Below are 19,290 nucleotides of genomic sequence, written 5' to 3' on the forward strand. Positions count from 1 at the left end.
AGACCCGCCGCCTGATGCGGGATCACAATCTGACCACCGTCTGCGAAGAGGCCGCCTGCCCCAATATCGGCGAATGCTGGTCCAAACGTCATGCCACCATGATGATCATGGGCGAGATCTGCACCCGCGGCTGTTCTTTCTGCAATGTCTCGACCGGTCGCCCCGATGCGCTGGACGCCTTTGAGCCCGGTCGGGTGGCACAGGCGGTCAAGAAACTGGCGCTGCGCCATGTCGTGATCACCAGCGTTGATCGCGATGATCTGGAGGACGGCGGCGCGGCCCATATCGCCCAGACCATCCGCGCCGTGCGCCACCAGACCCCCGGCACCACGATTGAGGTGCTGACCCCGGATTTTCTGGGCAAGGGTGATGCCGCAAAGATCGTCTTTGACGCGGCCCCGGATGTGTTCAACCACAATCTGGAAACCGTCCCACATCTCTACCCCCGTGTCCGCCCCGGTGCGCGGTATTACAGCTCGCTGCGGCTGCTGGATGACGCCAAACGCGCCAATCCACAGGTTTTTACCAAATCCGGCCTGATGGTCGGCATGGGAGAAACCCAAGAAGACCTGCGTCAGGTGATGGATGATCTGCGCGCTGCGGACGTCGATTTTCTGACCGTGGGACAGTATCTTCAGCCCACCCCGAAACACCATCCGATTGATCGCTTCGTCACCCCGGAGGAGTTTGAGCAGATCGAACGCATGGCCCGAAGCAAAGGGTTCCTTGGTGTCTCGGCGACACCTCTGACCCGCTCTTCCTTTCACGCGGATGAGGATTTTGCGGCGCTCAAGGAAGCCCGCAACAGGCAGCTTGGCGACAGCCTTGCGGGGGGTGCCGGCTAACGGACCACCCCTCGGACCGGGATTGCCCCGCGACTGGTGGGTCGCGGCAGGAGGGGCAGGACCGGGAAATCGACTTGTCATCGGTCGCGAACCGCAGCAAAGGCCGGGACAGGCACTCATAGGCCAAGGACCACCACCCAAAGGGAGGAAAATTATGGAAGTTTTGAATTCGATTGTGGGCTATATCAACGGGATCGTCTGGGGACCGCTGATGCTGGTCCTCATTCTCGGCGTTGGCCTGTTCTTGCAGATCGGGCTGAAGCTGATGCCCATCCTGCGCATCGGCACCGGCTTTGCCCTGCTGTTCAAGGGCCGCGAGGCCGGAGATGGCGAGGGCCAGATCACCCCGTTTAACGCGCTGATGACCGCGCTGTCGGCCACCATCGGCACCGGCAATATCGCCGGCGTTGCCACCGCCGTGTTCCTCGGCGGCCCCGGCGCGCTGTTCTGGATGTGGATGACCGCACTGGTCGGCATGGCCACCAAATATTCCGAAGCCGTGCTGGCGGTAAAATACCGCGAACAGGACAGCCAGGGCAATTATGTCGGCGGCCCGATGTATTACATCAAGAACGGTCTTGGCGCGAACTGGGCCTGGCTCGGCTTTGCCTTTGCGCTGTTCGGTGCAATCGCCGCCTTCGGCATCGGCAATGGTGTCCAGGCCAATGGTGTGGCACAGGTGCTGGAAACCAACTTCGGCTTCAACCCCTCCATCACCGGTATCGTGCTGATGGCGCTGACCGGCGCCGTGATCCTTGGCGGCATCACCCGCATCGGTGCGGTGGCCGGGAAACTGGTCCCCTTCATGGCTGTCAGCTATGTCACCATCGGCCTGCTGGTTCTGATCATCAACGCCGATCAGCTGGGCCATGCCTTGGGTCTTGTCTTCACCTATGCTTTCACCCCCTCGGCCGCTGAAGGCGGCTTTGCCGGGGCCGCTGTCTGGGCCGCAATCCGCTTTGGTGTGGCCCGTGGCGTGTTCTCGAACGAAGCCGGTCTTGGCTCCGCCCCGATCGCCCATGCCGCAGCTGAAACCAAAGGTCCGGTAAATCAGGGCCTGATCGCCATGCTGGGCACGTTCATCGACACCATCATCGTCTGTTCCATCACCGGTCTGGCCATCATCGCCTCCGGCGCCTGGACCTCGGGCGAAAGCGGTGCAGCGCTGACCTCGCTGGCCTTTGAAACCTCCCTGCCCGGCTTTGGCGGCTATGTGATCGCCATCGCGCTGTCGATCTTTGCCTTTACCACCATTCTGGGCTGGTCCTACTATGGCGAGAAATGCGTCGGCTATCTTCTGGGTGCCAAGGTGTTGATCGGCTACCGTGTGCTGTGGATCGTCGCGATCTACTTCGGGGCCACGGCGGATCTGGGCTTCATCTGGCTGCTGGCGGATACGCTGAACGCGATGATGGCGATCCCGAACCTGATCGCCCTCGCCCTGCTGAGCCCGGTCGTCTTCAAGGTGACGAAAGAGTTCTTTGCCTCCAACGGGCAGACGGAAGAGCCGAGCAAAGGCGCGGCAGAATAATCAAGACCAACCGACATCGGGGCGCGGCAGGCGTCGCGCCCCGGCTTTTCAACCACATCAATTCAAGGGCAAGACGCTATGACCGACGCGCCGAAACGTACCCCGCTCTATGACCTGCATGTCGCCCTCGGCGGCAAGATGGTGGATTTTGCCGGCTGGGAAATGCCGGTCCAGTACCCCATGGGCATCATGGGAGAGCACAAACAGTGCCGCGAAAAGGCTGCGCTGTTCGATGTCAGCCACATGGGCCAGGTGATCCTGCGCGGCGACAACGTCGGCGAAAAGCTGGAGGCGCTCTGCCCGCAGGCCTTTGCCACCCTCAAGGAAGGCAAGGCACGCTATGGCTTCTTCACCAATGACGATGGCGGCATCATGGACGACCTCATCGTCTCCAATGCCGGCGATCATTACTTCGTGGTGGTGAACGCCGCCCTGCGCCATCAGGACATCCCCCATATGAAGGCGCATCTCGACGGTGTCGAGGTGACCGAGATCTTCGACCGCGCGCTGGTCGCCGTTCAGGGCCCGGCAGCCGAAAATGTGGTGGGCGACCTTTGCCCCGCCGCCCGCGAGATGACATTCATGGAAACCATCCTTGCCGATATCGACGGCGTGGAATGCCGCATTTCCCGCCTCGGGTACACCGGCGAAGACGGCTACGAGATTTCCATCCCCGAGGCTGACGCCGAACGCATCACCAGGCTGTTCCTGGCCCATGACGATTGCGAACCCGCCGGTCTGGGCGCGCGCGACTCCCTGCGTCTGGAGGCCGGTCTCTGCCTTTATGGCAATGACATCGACCAGTCGACCTCCCCGATCGAGGCCTCGCTGGCCTGGGCGATCCAGAAACGCCGCAAGGAAGAAGGCGGCTTCCCCGGTGCCGCCCGCATCCAGAAAGAGCTGGCCGAGGGGGCCGCGAAGAAACTGGTCGGCATCAAACCCTCGGGTCGCGCGCCCGCCCGTCAGCACGTTGAAATCCAATGCGCCGACGGCAATACCATCGGTGAAATCACCTCCGGCTGCTTTGGCCCCACCGTCGGCGGCCCGGTCGCCATGGGCTATGTCGCCGCGCCGCATGGCAAACCGGGCGAACAGGTCAAGCTGATCATCCGTGGCAAGCCCCATGATGCAGAAATCACCGCGCTGCCCTTCGTCACCCAGAACTACAAACGTTAAGCTCCAGGAGTACCCGAGATGACCACCTATTATTCCGAAGATCACGAATGGATCACCGTCGAGGGCGACACCGCCACGCTCGGCATCACCAAACATGCCGCCGAGCAGCTGGGTGAAGTTGTCTTCATCGAGCAGCAGGACAGCGGCGAGGAATTTGAAAAAGGCGGCGAGATCGGCGTCATTGAATCGGTGAAGGCCGCGTCGGAAATCTACGCCCCGCTCGATGGCGAGATCACCGCCATCAACGAGACTCTGGCCGACAACCCCGGCGCCCTGAACGAAGACCCCGAAGGCGCGGCCTGGATCTACAAGATCAAACTCTCCGACACCTCGCAGCTGGAGGATCTGATGGATCTGGACGGCTACAAGGCGCTGATCGGCTGATCCTGCGCGGCGGATCCGGCAACCGGCTCCGCCGCATCTTCTGGCTCTAAATATCCCCGCCGGAGGCTCCCGCAGCCTCGGCAGGCGACCCCTCGCAACAGGAGCGCTCCACATGGCCTTCAAACTGACTGATTACGAAGCTTATGATTTTGCCAATCGCCGCCACATCGGGCCCAGCCCGCGTGAAATGGCCGATATGCTCAAAACCATCGGTTTCAATACCCTCGATGAGCTGATCGACGCCACCGTGCCCCCCGCCATCCGCCAGAAAGAGGCGCTGGACTGGGGGCCGGCGATGACCGAACGCGATGCGCTGTTCCACATGCGAGAGATCGCGGGCAAGAACAAGGTGCTGACCTCGCTGATCGGTCAGGGCTACCACGGCACCACCACCCCGGCGCCGATCCTGCGCAACATCCTGGAGAACCCCGCCTGGTACACGGCTTACACGCCTTACCAGCCTGAGATTTCGCAGGGTCGTCTTGAGGCGCTGCTGAACTTCCAGACCATGGTCAGCGATCTGACCGGCCTGCCGGTGGCCAATGCCTCGCTGCTCGACGAAGCCACCGCCGCGGCCGAAGCCATGGCGATGGCCCATCGTGGGTCGCGCTCCAAGGCGAATAACGCGGCCTTCTTCGTGGACAAGAACTGCCACCCGCAGACCGTCGCCGTGATCCAGACCCGCGCCGAACCTCTGGGCATCGACGTTGTTGTCGCCGATCCCTCCGAACTGGAGGCCGCCGCCGTCTTTGGCGCGATCTTCCAGTATCCCGGCACCCACGGCCATGTCACCGATTTCAGCGACCAGATCGCCGCCCTGCATGACAACAAGGGCGTTGCGGTTGTCGCGGCGGATATCCTGTCGCTGGCGCTGCTGAAATCCCCCGGTGAAATGGGCGCCGATATCGCCATCGGCTCGACCCAGCGGTTCGGCGTTCCGATGGGCTACGGCGGCCCACACGCGGCCTATATGGCGACCACCGACAAGCTGAAGCGCTCCATGCCCGGCCGGATCATCGGCGTGTCCGTCGATGCGCGCGGCAACAAGGCCTATCGCCTGTCGCTGCAAACCCGCGAACAGCACATCCGCCGCGAAAAAGCCAATTCCAACGTCTGTACCGCACAGGCGCTGCTGGCGGTGATCGCGTCGATGTATGCGGTCTACCACGGCCCCGATGGCATCAAGGCGATTGCGCAATCCGTGCACCGCAAGACCGCCCGCATGGCGGCTGGTCTGGAACAGGCCGGGTTCAAGGTCGAACCGGAAGTCTTCTTTGACACCATCACGGTTGAGGTGGGTCACCTGCAGAAAACCGTCATGGAAGCCGCTGTTCAGCGCGGCATCAACCTGCGCCGCGTCGGCGAAACCAAGGTCGGCATCTCGCTCGACGAACAGACCCGCGCCGAAACCATCGAGGCCGTCTGGGGTGCCTTTGGCATCGACCGCAAGGACGACAGCTCCAACAAGCAGTACCGCCTGCCCGAAGCCATGCTGCGCGAGAGCGCCTATCTCACCCACCCGATCTTCCACAAGAACCGGGCCGAGGCCGAGATCACCCGCTACATGCGCCGTCTGGCCGACCGCGATCTGGCGCTGGACCGTGCGATGATCCCGCTTGGCTCCTGCACCATGAAGCTGAACGCAACCATCGAGATGATCCCGGTCACCTGGCCGGAGTTCAGCAACCTGCACCCCTTCGTTCCCGAAGATCAGGCGCAGGGCTACCATGAGATGATCGCCGATCTGAACGACAAGCTCTGCCAGATCACCGGTTATGATGCGATCTCCCAGCAGCCGAACTCCGGCGCGCAGGGCGAATATGCAGGCCTTCTGACCATCCGCAACTACCACGCGGCAAACGGTCAGGGTCATCGCAACGTCTGCCTGATCCCGACCTCCGCCCATGGCACCAATCCGGCCACCGCGCAGATGGTTGGCTATCAGGTGGTTCCGATCAAGGCGGATGACAAAGGCAATATCGACGTCGCGGATTTCCGCGAAAAGGCCGAGAAACACTCGGACCACCTCGCCGCCTGCATGATCACCTACCCGTCCACGCACGGCGTGTTCGAGACCACCGTGCAGGAGGTCTGCCAGATCACCCATGAGCACGGCGGTCAGGTCTATATCGACGGTGCAAATATGAACGCGATGGTCGGCCTGTCCCGTCCGGGTGACATTGGCGGCGACGTCAGCCACCTGAACCTGCACAAGACCTTCTGCATCCCGCATGGCGGTGGCGGCCCCGGCATGGGTCCGATCGGCGTCAAGGCACATCTGACCGAACACCTGCCGGGTCACCCGGAATACGGCACCGCCGTGGGTCCTGTCTCGGCAGCGCCCTTCGGCTCGCCCTCGATCCTGCCGGTCAGCTGGGCTTATGTGCTGCTGATGGGGGGCGCTGGCCTCACGCAGGCGACGAAGGTTGCGATCCTCAACGCCAACTACATCGCGGCACGTCTGAAGGATGCCTATCCGATCCTCTACACCTCCGAATCCGGTCGGGTGGCGCATGAGTGCATTCTGGACACCCGTCCGCTGAATGACGAGGGCGGCGTGACCGTGGATGATGTGGCCAAGCGCCTGATCGACAGCGGTTTCCACGCGCCGACCATGTCCTGGCCGGTGGCGGGCACGCTGATGGTGGAGCCGACGGAATCCGAACCCAAGGACGAGCTGGACCGCTTCTGCGATGCCATGCTGTCCATCCGGTCGGAGGCGCAGGACATCATCGACGGCAAGATCGACGCCGAAAACAACCCGCTGAAGCACGCACCACACACCGTGCGCGATCTGGTCGGTGAGTGGGATCGCCCCTACAGCCGCGAACAGGCCTGCTTCCCTCCGGGCAACCTCGGTGTGGATAAATACTGGCCGGCGGTGAACCGCGTCGACAATGCCTATGGCGACCGCAACCTGATCTGCACCTGCCCTCCGATGGAGGATTACGCAGAGGCGGCGGAATAAGCCCACGCCAAGACCCAAGGTGTCGCCGGTTCTCACCGGCGGCACCCCTGTGCCGATCCATCCCGCTCACCGTATGCGAGGCAGACAGATGACACTTCATTCCCGGCCCCACGGCGATAGCGAGATTGCCCGCACCGGTGGCCGTGGCCTGCGTCACATTGATGTCGTCCTTCCCGACGGCGCGCCACGATCCCGCGCCCAGATCATCATCGACCTTTTCGACGTCGCAAACGATCTGCTGGACGGGGTGCAATACCGGGTGCGAGTCTGTGGTCTGGATATGCTCGCCAGCGGCCCGGTTGCCGGCCGCGCCCGCGCGCTCGTGGTGTTTCTGGGCGATATTTACAGCCGCTGGCAGCTGAATGCCAAGGAACGCGCCCGCGTCAATCAGGTGATGCGCCTGTCAGAGCGCAGCGCCTTTGTCGGCGGTGCGGTGTTCCTGCTGGATGCGCTGGCGCGCGGCGGCGATCACCATCTGGCGATCCACCCGAATTTCCTCGCCTCGGCCGGGGAATGCAGCCTGCGTCAGGATCAGGACGGCGCCGCCACTGCCGCCTCCGGCACCGTGCATTCGGCGATCTGCAGTTTTGCCACCCCGCATATGCTGCTGGATATCATCGCTGCCGACTGCGGGCGACTGGCCGCGAATGGTATGGCGCATTACCTCGGTCTTGATACCGGCAAACGCCCCAAGAAGAGCCGTATTGCGCTGAACCTAGAACAGAAATCCGCAGGCGACGGGCTGATCACCCAATGCCTCACCGTGATGCAGGACCATATCGAAACGCCGCTGTCGGTGGCCGAACTGGCCGATATGCTGAATGTCTCCACCCGCTGCCTGCAACGGCGCTTTACCCGCCATTTTGAACGCTCGCCGCTCAGCGTTTACCGGTCCTTGCGGATCGAACACGCCCATCAGCTCTTGACCCAGACCGATATACCCCTGCGTCAGGTCGCGGTCGCCACCGGCTTTGGCAGCTACCAGAGCCTCAGCCAGCACATCCGCGAAACCTATGGCCATGCGCCGGACGTGATCCGCCGCAGCGCCTTTCGCGGCCCGGCCCCGGACAGCCTGCGACAGAGCCGGATCCACCAGCCGCATAGCGCCCCGCTCTGATGCCGCTGCCGGGGTCCGGTCAGATCCGGTCCTTGATCCGATACCAGCCAAAGGCCAGCGGCAGTGACATCCGCCGCCAGCGGCCCAGCTCAAACCGGCGCAGCGGGCGCTGCATCAGATCGGGATGCGGCAGGCGGCTGCGCCCCAGCGCCTGATCGGCGATCAGCGCCCCAGCATAAGGCGCCATACAGACGCCGCTGCCATGATACCCGAGCGCGGCCCAGGCGTTATCCAGCCCCGGCACCGCCCCGGCAAAGGGCACGAGATTGCGGGTCATACAGATCAGCCCGGACCAGAAATACTCCGTCTCCACATGGCGCCAGGCCGGGAACATCCGGTCAAAATCCGCCCGCGCGCGGGCTTTGGTGGCGGCGATATTCTCCTCGCTCACCCGCACCGATCCGCGCAGCCCCAGCAACAGCCGACGATCCGGCAACAGGCGCAGATAATGCAAAAGCGTGCGGCTGTCGCAGACCATCTGCTCACTCCACCAGCCCTGGTCGGCAATCTCGGCCTCGCTCAGCGGGCGGGTCACCATGATATTGGACTGAACCGGCAGATAGCGGCCCGCGAATGCGCCCGGCAGATCGTCCGAAGAATAGCCATTGGTGGCAATCAGCAGCCGCCTGGCGCGGACCTGCCCGCCGGCGACCCGCAGCAGATAGCCGTCACCCGGCGTGTCAATCGCCTCGACGGCAGTGTCCGAATACATCCGCACCCCCGCCGCCTCTGCCGCGCGGGTCAGGCCAAGCACGAATTTCATCGGGTTCAGCGCAAACCCCACAGGCAGATGGACCGCGCCATGGAACTCCGGGCTGTTCAGCCCCTGCGCCGCCATGTCTTCCTTTGGTACAAATTCATACGGCAGATCATAGCGGCGGGTGTACTCCTGCCCATAGGCATGGAGCTCCTCCAGACGGTCCGCGCGATGCGCCACATAGGTATAGCCCCGCGAATGGCGATCCACCTCCAGCGCGTACCGGTCCAGATACTGCTCCACCAGATCGACGGCCGCGCGTTCGGCATCAAAGAACCGGCGCGCATCCGGTTCGCCATAGCGGCACAGAATGGCATCATCGGCCAGTTTGGCACTGCCCACCGAAACCAGCCCGCCATTGCGCCCCGAGGCCCCCCAGCCGGGCCGTTCGGCATCCAGCAACACCACATCGCCGCCGTTTTCGGCCAGGGTCAGCGCCGCCGACAGACCGGTATAGCCGCCACCGATGACGGCAAATTCCGCCGTCACCTCATCGCGCAGCGGCGCGTATCGTGGCGCCGGATCGGGCAGAAACCGGTTCCAGTACCGCGTCTGGATCGGGCGATCGGTATAGGCCAGAGGTTCGTAGATACGTTTCATTCGGGCGTGCCATCAGATGTCAGGGTCTGCGCAGAAGCTATCCGCAGCCCCCCCGGTGCCGTCAATCCCACGCGAACAGTCCGACCTCAGCCATGATAGCAGGCGATACGCCGCCCCTCGATCTCGCACAGCGCCACCGGCGTCTGGTACAGCGCGCTGAGGGTCTCGCCCGTCGCAACCTCGGCAACCGGACCGGCAAAGGCGACGCGCCCCCCAGCCAGCGCCACCACATGATCGGCCCAGCTGATCGCATAGTTGAGGTCATGCAGCACGATCACGATGCTTTTGCCACGGGTATCGGCGAGACGGCGCAGCTGCGCCATCAGGTTGCGCGCATGGTTCAGATCCAGATTGTTGAGCGGCTCATCCAGCAGCAGCCAGTCGGTGTCCTGCGCATAGGCCATCGCGATAAAGGCACGCTGGCGCTGGCCGCCGGACAGCTCATCCAGAAACCGGTCGGTCAGATCGTCAAGCCCGAACTGCGCCAGCGCGGCGTCAATCGCGGCGTGATCCTGCGCCGTCAGCCGCCCCTGACTATGCGGCCAGCGCCCAAAGCCGACCAGATCGCGCACCCGCACCCGGCTGGCCACCTCCAGCTGCTGGCCAACCACCGCCATCCGCCGCGCCAGCTGATCCGGTCTGATCCCGCGCAGATCGCGGCCCGACAGGGTGATCGCGCCGCCACTTGCAGGCATCTGCTGCGCAATCAGCTTCAGCAGGGTCGATTTCCCCGCCCCGTTCGGCCCGATCAGCGCGGTGATCTTCCCGGCAGGCAGGCTGGCATCAACCGCGTTCAGGATCGTCTTTCCAGCCAGTGTGAACGACAGGCCCGCCACGGTGATCATCTCAGTTTTCCTTTCAACAACAGCACGATGAACAGCAGCCCACCGCAGAATTCGATCACGATCGCAAGGCTGGACTGCAGGTCCAAAAGCCGCTCGAACAGGATCTGCCCCGCCACCAGAACCAGCGCCGCAATCAGCGCCGAAGCAGGCAGCAGCAGTGCGTGGCGATGGCTTTGCATCAGGCTATGGGCAAGGCTGGTGACCAGCAGCCCGAGAAAGGCCAGCGGACCAACAAGGGCGGTGGAGACCGAAACGAGCGCCGCAATCACGCAGAGCAGCTGCAAATGCAGCCGGTCATACCGCACCCCCAGACTGCGGGCCTGATCGCGTCCCAAGGCCACGACATCCAGCAGCGCCGAGCGGCGCAGCAGCCACAGGGCAACCGGCAGGATCACCACCAGCGCCGCCAGCAGGGCGGTCCGGTCGATACTGCCGAACTGCGCAAACATGCGCCCCTGCACCACGGCAAAGGCCGACGGATCCATCAGCCGCTGCAAAAACCCGGCCAGCGTCCGCAGCAATACCGCAATCACCACGCCAACAAGGATCAGCAGCTGGATGTCCCCCCGGGTCCGCCGCAGCAGGCTGGTAAACAACAGCAGCGCCGCCGCCATCATCACGGCGGTGTCCAGCGCAAACCCGGCAAATCCCGACAGCTGCACCATCCCCGCAAGGCCGAAAACCGCAACCAGCACCGATTGGGTCAGCAGAAACAGCGCATCGAACCCCATGATCGAAGGCGTCAGGATCCGGTTCTGACTGAGCGTCTGGAACAGCACAGTGGCCAGCCCGACCGCAGCCCCGACGCAGAGCAGCCCGGCCAGCTTCGTCATGCGCAGCCCAAGGATGTAGCGCGATGGGGCGCCCTCAGACCATGGCAGGCCCCAGCCGACAAAACCAACCGCCGCACCCATCAGCAGCCCCGCCAGCAGCAACAGGCGCCGGTCGATCCATGAGAAGGACAGGTCAACCATGTGCGCCCCGGCGCAGCAGCATGATGAGGAACAGCGCCGCTCCGAACAGCCCGAACACCGTGCCGGCCGGAATCTCGTAGGGCGCCCGCAGGACCCGCCCCAGCATGTCACAGATCAACAGCAGCCCGGCGCCGGTGGCCGCCACCACGGGCAGGCTTTCACGCAGATTGTCGCCCATGATCCGGGACACCAGATTGGGCACCACCAGCCCGACAAAGGGCAGCACGCCCACGGTGACAATCACCAGCGCCGACACCAGCGACACCACCACCACGCCAAAGCCCAGCACCTGCCGGTAGCGCAGACCGAGGCTCCGGCTGGCGACCTCTCCCAGACCGGCAATGGTGAATTGATCCGCCACCAGATAGGCCAGCACCGCAAGGACGCCCGCCAGCCACAACAGCTCGTAACGCCCTGACAGGACGCCGGAAAACTCGCCACTCATCCAGATCGCCAGATATTGCAGCAGATCGGCCTGAAACGCGACGAAGCTGGCGCAGGCCGCAAGGATGCCGCCATAAACCAGCCCCACCAGCGGAACCAGCAGGGGCCGCTGCGGTGGAATGCGCCGGGCCAGCGCCAGAAAGACCAACGTCCCGAGCAGCGCTGCAACCGCCGCGCAGAGCATCTTGGCAAAGATCGGCCATGCCGGCGCCAGCAGGGTGGCCCCCAGCAGCCCCAGCATCGCCGCCTCATTGGTGCCGGTGGTGCCCGGCTCGACAAATCGGTTGCGCACCAGCAGCTGCATGATCACCCCAGCAACCGCCATCGTCGCGCCGGTCAGGATCACCGCCAGCGTGCGCGGTATGCGGCTGACCAGCAGCAGCTGCGCCGCCCGTGGGTCGTCAAACAGTGCCAGCGGCGAGACCTGAGTGACGCCAATCGCGCAACTCAGCACCGCCAGACCCGCCAGCAGCAGCAGACACAGGCCCAGCCGCCCCGCCGGTGATCCGCCCGACACGCGGGCTGGCGCCGCGGTTTCAGCCACCGCGCGCAAACCCGGCCAGGATATCCTCCAGCGTCGCGGTCATCGACTGGATGCCACCGCCTGCGATGTAGATGCTGGCGGAGTTCAGATAGATGACCTGACCTTTTTTCCAGGCCTCAGTCCCGGTCACCAGCGGATTGTCCAGCGTCGCGGCGGCGGCCTGATTGTCCTGCCCGATGGCACTGGCCCGGTCCACGACGATCAGCCAGTCGGGATTCGCCTCAGCGATATATTCAAAGGAAATCGCCTCGCCATGGGGCGCGGCCTCCGCCGCCTCAGCCGTCGCCGCGGCAGGTTGCTCGACCACCGCTTCGGGCAGGTTCAGCGCGTTGTGAATCCAGCCAAAACGGGACTCGCGGCCATAGGTTGTCACCTTCGGACCATTGGTCATCACGATCAGCGCGCGCCCCCGGTCGGCAACCGCGGCGCGGGTGCTCTCCAGCTTGGCCAGAAACGCCGCCTCAAGCGTGGCGGCCTGCGCGCTCCGGCCCATCAGCGCGCCATAGCTGCGCAGCCGTGACAGCGCGATATCCACATGATCCGCGCCCCAGATCGTCATGTCCACGGTGGGCGCAATCTCCGAAAGCGCATCGACCTGAGCGGAGGACCGCCCGCCCGCAATGATCAGATCCGGCCCCAGCAGGGCAATCGCCTCGAAATCCGGTTCAAACAGCGTCCCGACCGGGGTCGCCTGCGCCTGCTCGGCGTTCAGATAATCGACATACAGCCGCGATGGCAGCCCTGCCATCGGCACATCCAGTGCCGCCAGCGTATCCGCAGCTGCAACATCCAGCACCACTAGGGCCTGCGGCTGCGACGGCACAGCCTGCGCGCCCCGCGCGGTGTCAAGAAGGGGTGTCTCCGGCCTGTCGTCATTGGCGGCAGCAGCGCCGACCAATCCAAGCACCAGCGCAGCAGTCAGCTGCAATCGCGTCCAATTTGCCATGTTCAATCCCGTCAGATGGAGGAAGGCTGGCGATATGGCTGGCTCAAAATCGCCCGCTTGTTAGGCCGGGACCGGGCAAAAGTCCAGACGTCATTGCCTGCGCTGTCTGTCCACAGCACGCTGCGGGGCCCGGTCATCAGCCAGACAGCCAGACAGGTAAGGCAAGATTTTTTGCCACCGCTGCTTGCAAGGTACCGCAATGCTCACTATGAGACCCAAGGCCCCAGCGGGGGCAAAGCCAGGTTACCCCAAGCTATCAGCACATTATCACGCGGGTTAACATGGCACATCAAACAGCACAGAAATCCTCCCTCCTCATGACCGGGCTGCTGTGCAGCACGGCGCTCACTCTCTTTTCCGCAACAACAGGTTACGCGCAGGACGACACTGTCCTGTCGCTCGACCCCATCCTTGTGAAGCAGCGCGACAGCGATGGCGAAGCCGCTGACCGGGCGACGGCGGTCTATGTGGCGGATGCGGAAATCGAACGCGCCGCGATGGGCGATCTGAAAGACCTTTTTGCCGGAATCGCCTCGGTGTCGGTGGGCGGGGCAATCCCGGTGGCGCAGAAGATCTACGTCAACGGCATCGACATGCTGAAACTGGCGGTACAGGTCGACGGCGTGTCCCAGAACAACCGCGTGTTCCACCACGCCAGCGCAAATGCCTTTGACCCCGGCCTGATGAAATCCGTCCGGGTCGATCCCGGTGTGGCCCCGGCCGATGCAGGCCCCGGCGCCCTGGCCGGTCGGGTGGTGATGGAAACTATCGACGCCGAGGACATCCTGACCGACGGTCAGGCCATTGGCGGCAAAGCACGTCTCAGCTACGGCGAAAACGGCGATACCTTCGGCAGCTCTCTGACGTTGGCCGGGCAGGCAGACGGGTTCGAGATCCTGCTCTACGGCAAGCGCATGACCGGTGACGATTACACCGATGGCGCCGGCAACACGGTGGGCGGCACCCGCAGCGACCTGACCGCCGGCCTGTTGAAACTGGCCTATCAGACCGACGAAGGCCACCGGTTCGAGTTCTCGGGCCAGCAGATGCAGGACACCGCCCTGCGCAACCGCCGCGCCAATTTCGGCACAGCGTCCTTCAACCCGCTTGGCACGGTCTACGACACCAAACGCACGGTCTATTCGCTGCGCTACGAGGATGTGAACGGCGGCGGCAACTGGGATCCCTCGGCCACCATCGGATTTTCCGAGAATGAGATCGGCAGCATCGGCACCACAGAAACCAGCGTGGGTGTGACCCGGACCTATTCCGCGACCTTCCAGAACCGGTTCCACCTGTCAGAGAGCGATACCATCACCGCCGGGGTGGACTTCCAGGACCAGAAAAGCACCGCAAGCGGCGATTTCTGGGGCAGCAATCGCCCCTCGGAACAAAGCCGGACCGTCGGCGTCTTTGCCCAGGCCCGCCTGCAACCCAGCGACCGGCTGAAGGTCTCCGCCGGTCTGCGCTATGACTGGAACGATTTTACCGGCCAGGACTTCGGCCAGAGCGGCAGCCCCTATCAGCAGGACAGCTCCGGGCTGAGTGGCAACCTCTCTATCGTCTATAGCGTCAATGATGCGCTGTCCCTGCGGGCGGGCTATTCCAACGTCTTTGGCGGGATCGGGGTCGAGGACAACTTCCTGTTCTTCCGCGACTGGGATTATTCGGCGCTGAAACCGCGCCGTGCCAGCAATGTTGTCATCGGCGCCGACTGGCAGAGCGGCAACTGGACCCTTGGCGCAGAAGCTTTCCAGACCAGGATCGACGACACCCGTGACGTCGCAGGCCCGGTGGTCACCAGCTATGATTTCGAAAGCCGGGGCTACAATCTGGGCGCCACCTATGGCTGGGAGGGCGGCTTTGCCCGGCTGACCTTCAGCGACAGCGAAACCCGCGTCAACGGCGCGCCCGCCTCCGGCTACTACCTGCTGGATTCCGGGGCCCCGATCGGACAGGTGCTGGCGCTTGAGGTGCAGCAGGAACTGCCTCAATGGAACCTGGTTGTCGGCGGTCATATCGACGCGGCCTTTGACTATGATCCAAAGCTGAACGAGGTTGACCCCACAACCAAACTGGAAGGCTACGAGGTGCTGAACCTCTTTGCCGAATATCGCCCGGCCGCCTATGACAATGTCTCGATCCGCGCCGAGATCAACAACGTCTTTGACCGTCAATACGCCGACCGCGCCACCTATGGCGGCGATTATCCCGGCTTTGCAACGCTTAAGGAACCGGGCCGTTCGGTCTCCATCGTGGCCAATGTCTCCTTCTGAGCGGCGGGTCTGACCCCGCTCCGGCCCTCACCCTTCGGGCGCGCCCGACTGTGGCGCGCCCGCTTCGGCAGAAACACACCTACGGCGATCAAAACCCTTTTGAAACATGTCCGTATTGCCTAAGACCAACGCATGAAATCATGCCAAGGCGGCTGGGGTCTCCTCACCGCTTAGCCGCCAGCATTCCGCCAGTTCTCCTGTAACATCGCCAGACCGCTTACCCCGCCGGGATCCCTCTTCGGTGGCGCTGTCTGGCATCGCTGCGGAAGCGCTGTAAGAGATGCACCCAATTCCATACCGCCCCATGCGGGCGGCGGGGCCGGTCCGATGATGGTTTATCAGACAGGCCTGTTCCCCGACCCGCTGTCGGTCCCACCGACCGATCCCCACCCGGATGCCGCCGCGGAGGCGGCGCTGGCGGCCAGCCTTCAGGCGCTGCTCAACGGCTTTCTGCGCGAATGCCCCGAGCTGCCCGGCGACCACAGGTCATCGGCCCCGGATCGCGCGCCCCGGATCGACATTGCGCTGGCGCATATCCCCGCCGTGCTGCGGCTTGGCCTGCGCTATACCTCCCGGACCGGCCCGCTGAAATTCGGCGCCGCGCAGCTGCGGTTTTGCGGCGAAACCTATTGGCAGCCGGCGCCACCGGTCCAGACCATCAGCCTGATCGCGCAGGAGTGTTTTCACCGCTCCGGCGCAACGGATCCGGCCAGACTGGCAGAGTTCCTGCGCGCCATTTTCAACAGCAACGCCGAGATCGAAGCCGCGCTGCGGCGCACCGCGCCGAGCCCCAGCCCGCACCAGTTCCGGCAGGCGGAACAATCGCTGGTCTTTGGTCACTGGCTGCATCCCACACCCAAAAGCCGCGACGGCCTGACCGATTGGCAGCAGCGGGCCTATGCACCTGAATATGCAGGAGAGTTCCAGCTACACCTATTTGCCGCCCGGACCGAGATCACCCGCCAGGACAGCGCCGCCGCGCCGCTGTCGCAGATCCTGCGCGATATTGGGGGCCTGACCGATGGCCTCTGCCTGCACCCGGGCGAGCAGCTGATCCCGGCCCATCCGCTTCAGGCGCAGGCGCTGCTGCTCGATCCCGCCGTTCAGGCCCTGCTGGCCAGCGGTCAGCTGCGCGATCTGGGGTCTGCCGGTCCGGCTTTCACCCCGACGTCGTCCCTGCGGACGGTCTTTGCCGCCGAGTGCCCCTGGATGCTCAAATTCTCGGTGCCGGTGCGGCTGACCAATTCGCTGCGCGTGACCCTTGCCAGTGAATTGCAGCAGGGGGTTGCGATGGCGCGGCTGCTGCGGCGTCTGAACATCGCAACCAGCCTGCCAAAGTTTCAGATCATCGACGATCCGGCCTATCTGACCCTGACCCTGCCGGAGCGCCGCGAAAGCGGTTTCGAGGTGATTTTCCGCAAGAACCCCTTTGCAGGTGAGGCGGGCGCCGGCATCTTCCCCCTCGCCGCGCTTACGGCCGATCCGCGACCGGGGTGTGCCTCGCTGCTGGCCACGCAGATCGCCGATCTCGCCGCGCGCCAGCGCAGCACCCGAAGACAGGCGGCGACGCGCTGGTTCGGCGCCTATCTCGACTGTATGCTCACCCCGGTTCTGACGCTCTATGACCGGCACTGCATCGCCCTTGAGGCGCATCAGCAGAACGCCTTGCTGGATCTGTCCGAGGGGCTGCCCCGGCAGGGCTTCTACCGCGACAATCAGGGCTATTTCATCACCGATGATGCCTTTGCCCCACTGCGCCAGATCGAGCCCAGCCTCGCCGATGTGCCTGCGCTGGTGTTCAGCCGCACCCATATCAACGCCCGCCTGACCTACTACCTTGTGGTCAACCAGATCTTTGCGGTGATCTGGCGCATGGGCTGCGACGGGCTGCTTAGCGAAGACGCGCTGCTGCAACAGCTGCGCGATGAGTTGCACCGCCTGCGGCCGCGCTTTACCGGACCCGCGCGCGCGCTGGTGGAGCAGCTGCTCTATGCGCCACGGCTGGCGACCAAGGCCAATCTGCTGACCCGCCTGCACGATCTGGATGAATTGCAGACCGACACTCAGGAAGGGCTGTTTGTCGATATCCCCAATCCGATTGCCGCCCCGCAACGCCAGACCAGAGAGGTGATGCAAGATGCCTGTCTATGACCTCGCATGCCCATTGGGCAAAGCACAGCCCCACCCGCAAACCCGGCAGACCCGCGGCGCGCTGCGGGTGCTGCGCCAGCTATGCGAAGCGCTGTTGAGCGAAGGCTGCGCCCAAGACATCACCTGGCACGATCGCGGATTGCGCTGGCAGCTCGGCAACCGGTCGTTCCGCGCCAGCGGGCGCTGTGGCGCCTTTGGCCGTTATCGGCTGGATGCCGGCAGCATCGAGATGGCACAGGAGCACGGCTGGCAGCCCGCCGCGCTGGAGGACGTGCTCTCGGCGCTCACGGCCCCGGCGGCGGCACTGGCCGCGCTGCGCGTCGACCTTGACCGCACCGCCCATCTGGATGATCTCAACCACCGGCAGATCCCCCGCCCGCCCCGGCGGCACCAGCTGGGCATCGCCGATATGGAGCGCGCCATCCACGAAGGCCACCCCTACCACCCCTGTTACAAGGCGCGCAGCGGTTTTAGCGACCGCGATCATCTCCGCTACGGGCCTGAGGCAGGGCAGAGTTTTCGCCTGATCGGGCTGCTGTTGCACCCCGCGCTGGTCCAACAGCGCCTGCCCGATGCGGATTTCTGGCCCCGCGAGCTGGGACCGGCGGAATGGGAGCGCATCCGCAGCCTCGCCGCCATGCGCAGCGCCGAGGGCTTTGCCCTGCTGCCGGTCCACCCCTGGCAATGGAACCAGCTGGCACAGGATCCGCTGGTGCAGGCCTGGCACGCTGCAGGCCAGCTGATCCCCCTCGGCGAGATCGGCGACCGCTACAGGGCGACCCAATCGGTGCGCACGCTGACGAACGCCGACCAGCCGCAGCGCGCCCATGTCAAAACCGCAATGACCATGCGCAACACCTCGTCCCTGCGCACATTGATCCCCGAAACCGTCACCATCGCGCCGCTGATATCGGACTGGCTTGCTGCGGTGATCGCCAGTGACCCGCTGTTGCAGGATCGCTATCCGCTGACCCTGCTGCCGGAATATGCCGGCATCATCGCCGGGCGCGGCACCGCGCTGGAGGGGCATCTGGCCGCGATCTGGCGGCAAAGCCCGGCCTCGCTCGGTCTGGCGGACAATCAGATGATGCCGTTCAACGCGCTGGCCCTGACAGAAGAGGACGGCAAGCCGCTGATCGCCCCCTGGATTGCCGCCCACGGGCGCGACCGCTGGCTGGCGCAGCTGATTGAAACGGCGGTACTGCCGGTCTGGCACCTGATGGTGGCCCATGGCATCGGGCTGGAAGCCCATGGGCAGAACCTCATCCTTCAGCATGACAACGGCTGGCCGACCGGCCTCATTGCCCGCGATTTCCACGATGGTGTCGAATATGTCGACACCCTGCTGTCCCAGCCCGCGCTACGCCCCGATCTGGCGGCGATTGACCCCGCCTTTGCCAGCGCAGAGCCGGATCAGTTCCACGCGCTCTCCTGTGCTGACGGGCTGCGCGAATTGGTGATGGACACGCTCTTTGTCTTCAACCTCGCGGATCTGTCGGACCTCCTGCAACGCCATTTCGACCTGCCGGAGACCCGGTTCTGGCAGCGCCTGCGCGACCGGCTGGACCGCTACGCCGCCGATCACGGGCAGCAACAGCGCATGGCGGCCTTCGCTCCCTTTGCGCGCCAGATCCACGCCGAAAGCCTGATCACCCGCAAAATCGACCCCGACCGACGCGGCAGCTACCGCCATCTCATCGACAACCCTCTGGCCACTGCAAAGGACAGCTGA

The 19,290-nt window shown here is 64.3% G+C and carries 14 protein-coding genes; 9 read left to right on the top strand and 5 right to left on the bottom strand.

Features of this window, described 5'->3' with window-relative positions; genetic code table 11:
- The 6 genes from lipA to WLQ66_RS18175 form a co-directional block, all read left to right on the top strand.
- Positions 1-845: lipoyl synthase (lipA, locus tag WLQ66_RS18150; protein WP_340547747.1), on the top strand; the 845-nt coding region annotated here is incomplete at its 5' end.
- Between the two features lie 154 nt (positions 846-999).
- Positions 1,000-2,376, top strand: coding sequence for an alanine/glycine:cation symporter family protein (locus WLQ66_RS18155; protein WP_340547748.1), 1,377 nt, complete (start codon positions 1,000-1,002; stop codon positions 2,374-2,376).
- A gap of 78 nt (positions 2,377-2,454) precedes the next feature.
- The gene (gene gcvT / locus WLQ66_RS18160; protein WP_340547749.1) at positions 2,455-3,552 is read left to right on the top strand and encodes a glycine cleavage system aminomethyltransferase GcvT; all 1,098 of its coding nucleotides are present in this window, start codon (positions 2,455-2,457) and stop codon (positions 3,550-3,552) included.
- Between the two features lie 18 nt (positions 3,553-3,570).
- Positions 3,571-3,936, top strand: coding sequence for a glycine cleavage system protein GcvH (gene gcvH, locus WLQ66_RS18165; RefSeq protein WP_340547750.1), 366 nt, complete (start codon positions 3,571-3,573; stop codon positions 3,934-3,936).
- A 112-nt stretch (positions 3,937-4,048) separates the two neighbouring features.
- Positions 4,049-6,904 (top strand): aminomethyl-transferring glycine dehydrogenase, encoded by a 2,856-nt coding sequence (gene gcvP, locus WLQ66_RS18170; RefSeq protein WP_340547751.1) that lies wholly within the window; start codon positions 4,049-4,051, stop codon positions 6,902-6,904.
- A gap of 88 nt (positions 6,905-6,992) precedes the next feature.
- Positions 6,993-8,021 (top strand): helix-turn-helix domain-containing protein, encoded by a 1,029-nt coding sequence (locus WLQ66_RS18175; RefSeq protein ID WP_340547752.1) that lies wholly within the window; start codon positions 6,993-6,995, stop codon positions 8,019-8,021.
- A gap of 19 nt (positions 8,022-8,040) precedes the next feature.
- On the opposite strand, the gene WLQ66_RS18180 is transcribed toward WLQ66_RS18175, so the two are convergent.
- From WLQ66_RS18180 to WLQ66_RS18200, 5 genes are all read right to left on the bottom strand, one after another.
- A complete protein-coding gene (locus WLQ66_RS18180; RefSeq protein ID WP_340547753.1) occupies positions 8,041-9,378 on the bottom strand; it encodes an NAD(P)/FAD-dependent oxidoreductase in 1,338 nt (445 codons plus the stop codon).
- A gap of 86 nt (positions 9,379-9,464) precedes the next feature.
- Positions 9,465-10,223 (bottom strand): iron ABC transporter ATP-binding protein, encoded by a 759-nt coding sequence (locus WLQ66_RS18185; protein ID WP_340547754.1) that lies wholly within the window; start codon positions 10,221-10,223, stop codon positions 9,465-9,467.
- Entirely contained in the window at positions 10,220-11,197 is a 978-nt protein-coding gene (locus WLQ66_RS18190; RefSeq protein ID WP_340547755.1) for an iron chelate uptake ABC transporter family permease subunit, read from the bottom strand. Before WLQ66_RS18190 ends, WLQ66_RS18185 begins: the two co-directional genes overlap by 4 nt.
- Positions 11,190-12,185, bottom strand: a complete 996-nt coding sequence (locus WLQ66_RS18195) for an ABC transporter permease (RefSeq protein WP_374015680.1) — start codon at positions 12,183-12,185, stop codon at positions 11,190-11,192. The genes WLQ66_RS18190 and WLQ66_RS18195 overlap by 8 nt, the downstream gene beginning before the upstream one ends.
- The gene (locus WLQ66_RS18200; protein ID WP_340547756.1) at positions 12,178-13,131 is read right to left on the bottom strand and encodes a siderophore ABC transporter substrate-binding protein; all 954 of its coding nucleotides are present in this window, start codon (positions 13,129-13,131) and stop codon (positions 12,178-12,180) included. The genes WLQ66_RS18195 and WLQ66_RS18200 overlap by 8 nt, the downstream gene beginning before the upstream one ends.
- Positions 13,132-13,412: 281 nt before the next feature.
- Between WLQ66_RS18200 and WLQ66_RS18205 the strand changes: the two genes are divergently transcribed.
- From WLQ66_RS18205 to WLQ66_RS18215, 3 genes are all read left to right on the top strand, one after another.
- Positions 13,413-15,407 carry a TonB-dependent receptor plug domain-containing protein gene (locus tag WLQ66_RS18205; protein ID WP_340547757.1) on the top strand — a complete coding sequence of 665 codons (1,995 nt, stop codon included), beginning with the start codon at positions 13,413-13,415 and terminating at the stop codon, positions 15,405-15,407.
- Positions 15,408-15,734: 327 nt separating this feature from the next.
- Entirely contained in the window at positions 15,735-17,558 is a 1,824-nt protein-coding gene (locus tag WLQ66_RS18210; protein WP_340547758.1) for an IucA/IucC family protein, read from the top strand.
- Positions 17,545-19,290 carry an IucA/IucC family protein gene (locus WLQ66_RS18215; protein WP_340547759.1) on the top strand — a complete coding sequence of 582 codons (1,746 nt, stop codon included), beginning with the start codon at positions 17,545-17,547 and terminating at the stop codon, positions 19,288-19,290. Before WLQ66_RS18210 ends, WLQ66_RS18215 begins: the two co-directional genes overlap by 14 nt.

Source organism: Phaeobacter sp. A36a-5a (assembly GCF_037911135.1).
GTDB classification, from domain to species: domain Bacteria; phylum Pseudomonadota; class Alphaproteobacteria; order Rhodobacterales; family Rhodobacteraceae; genus Phaeobacter; species Phaeobacter bryozoorum.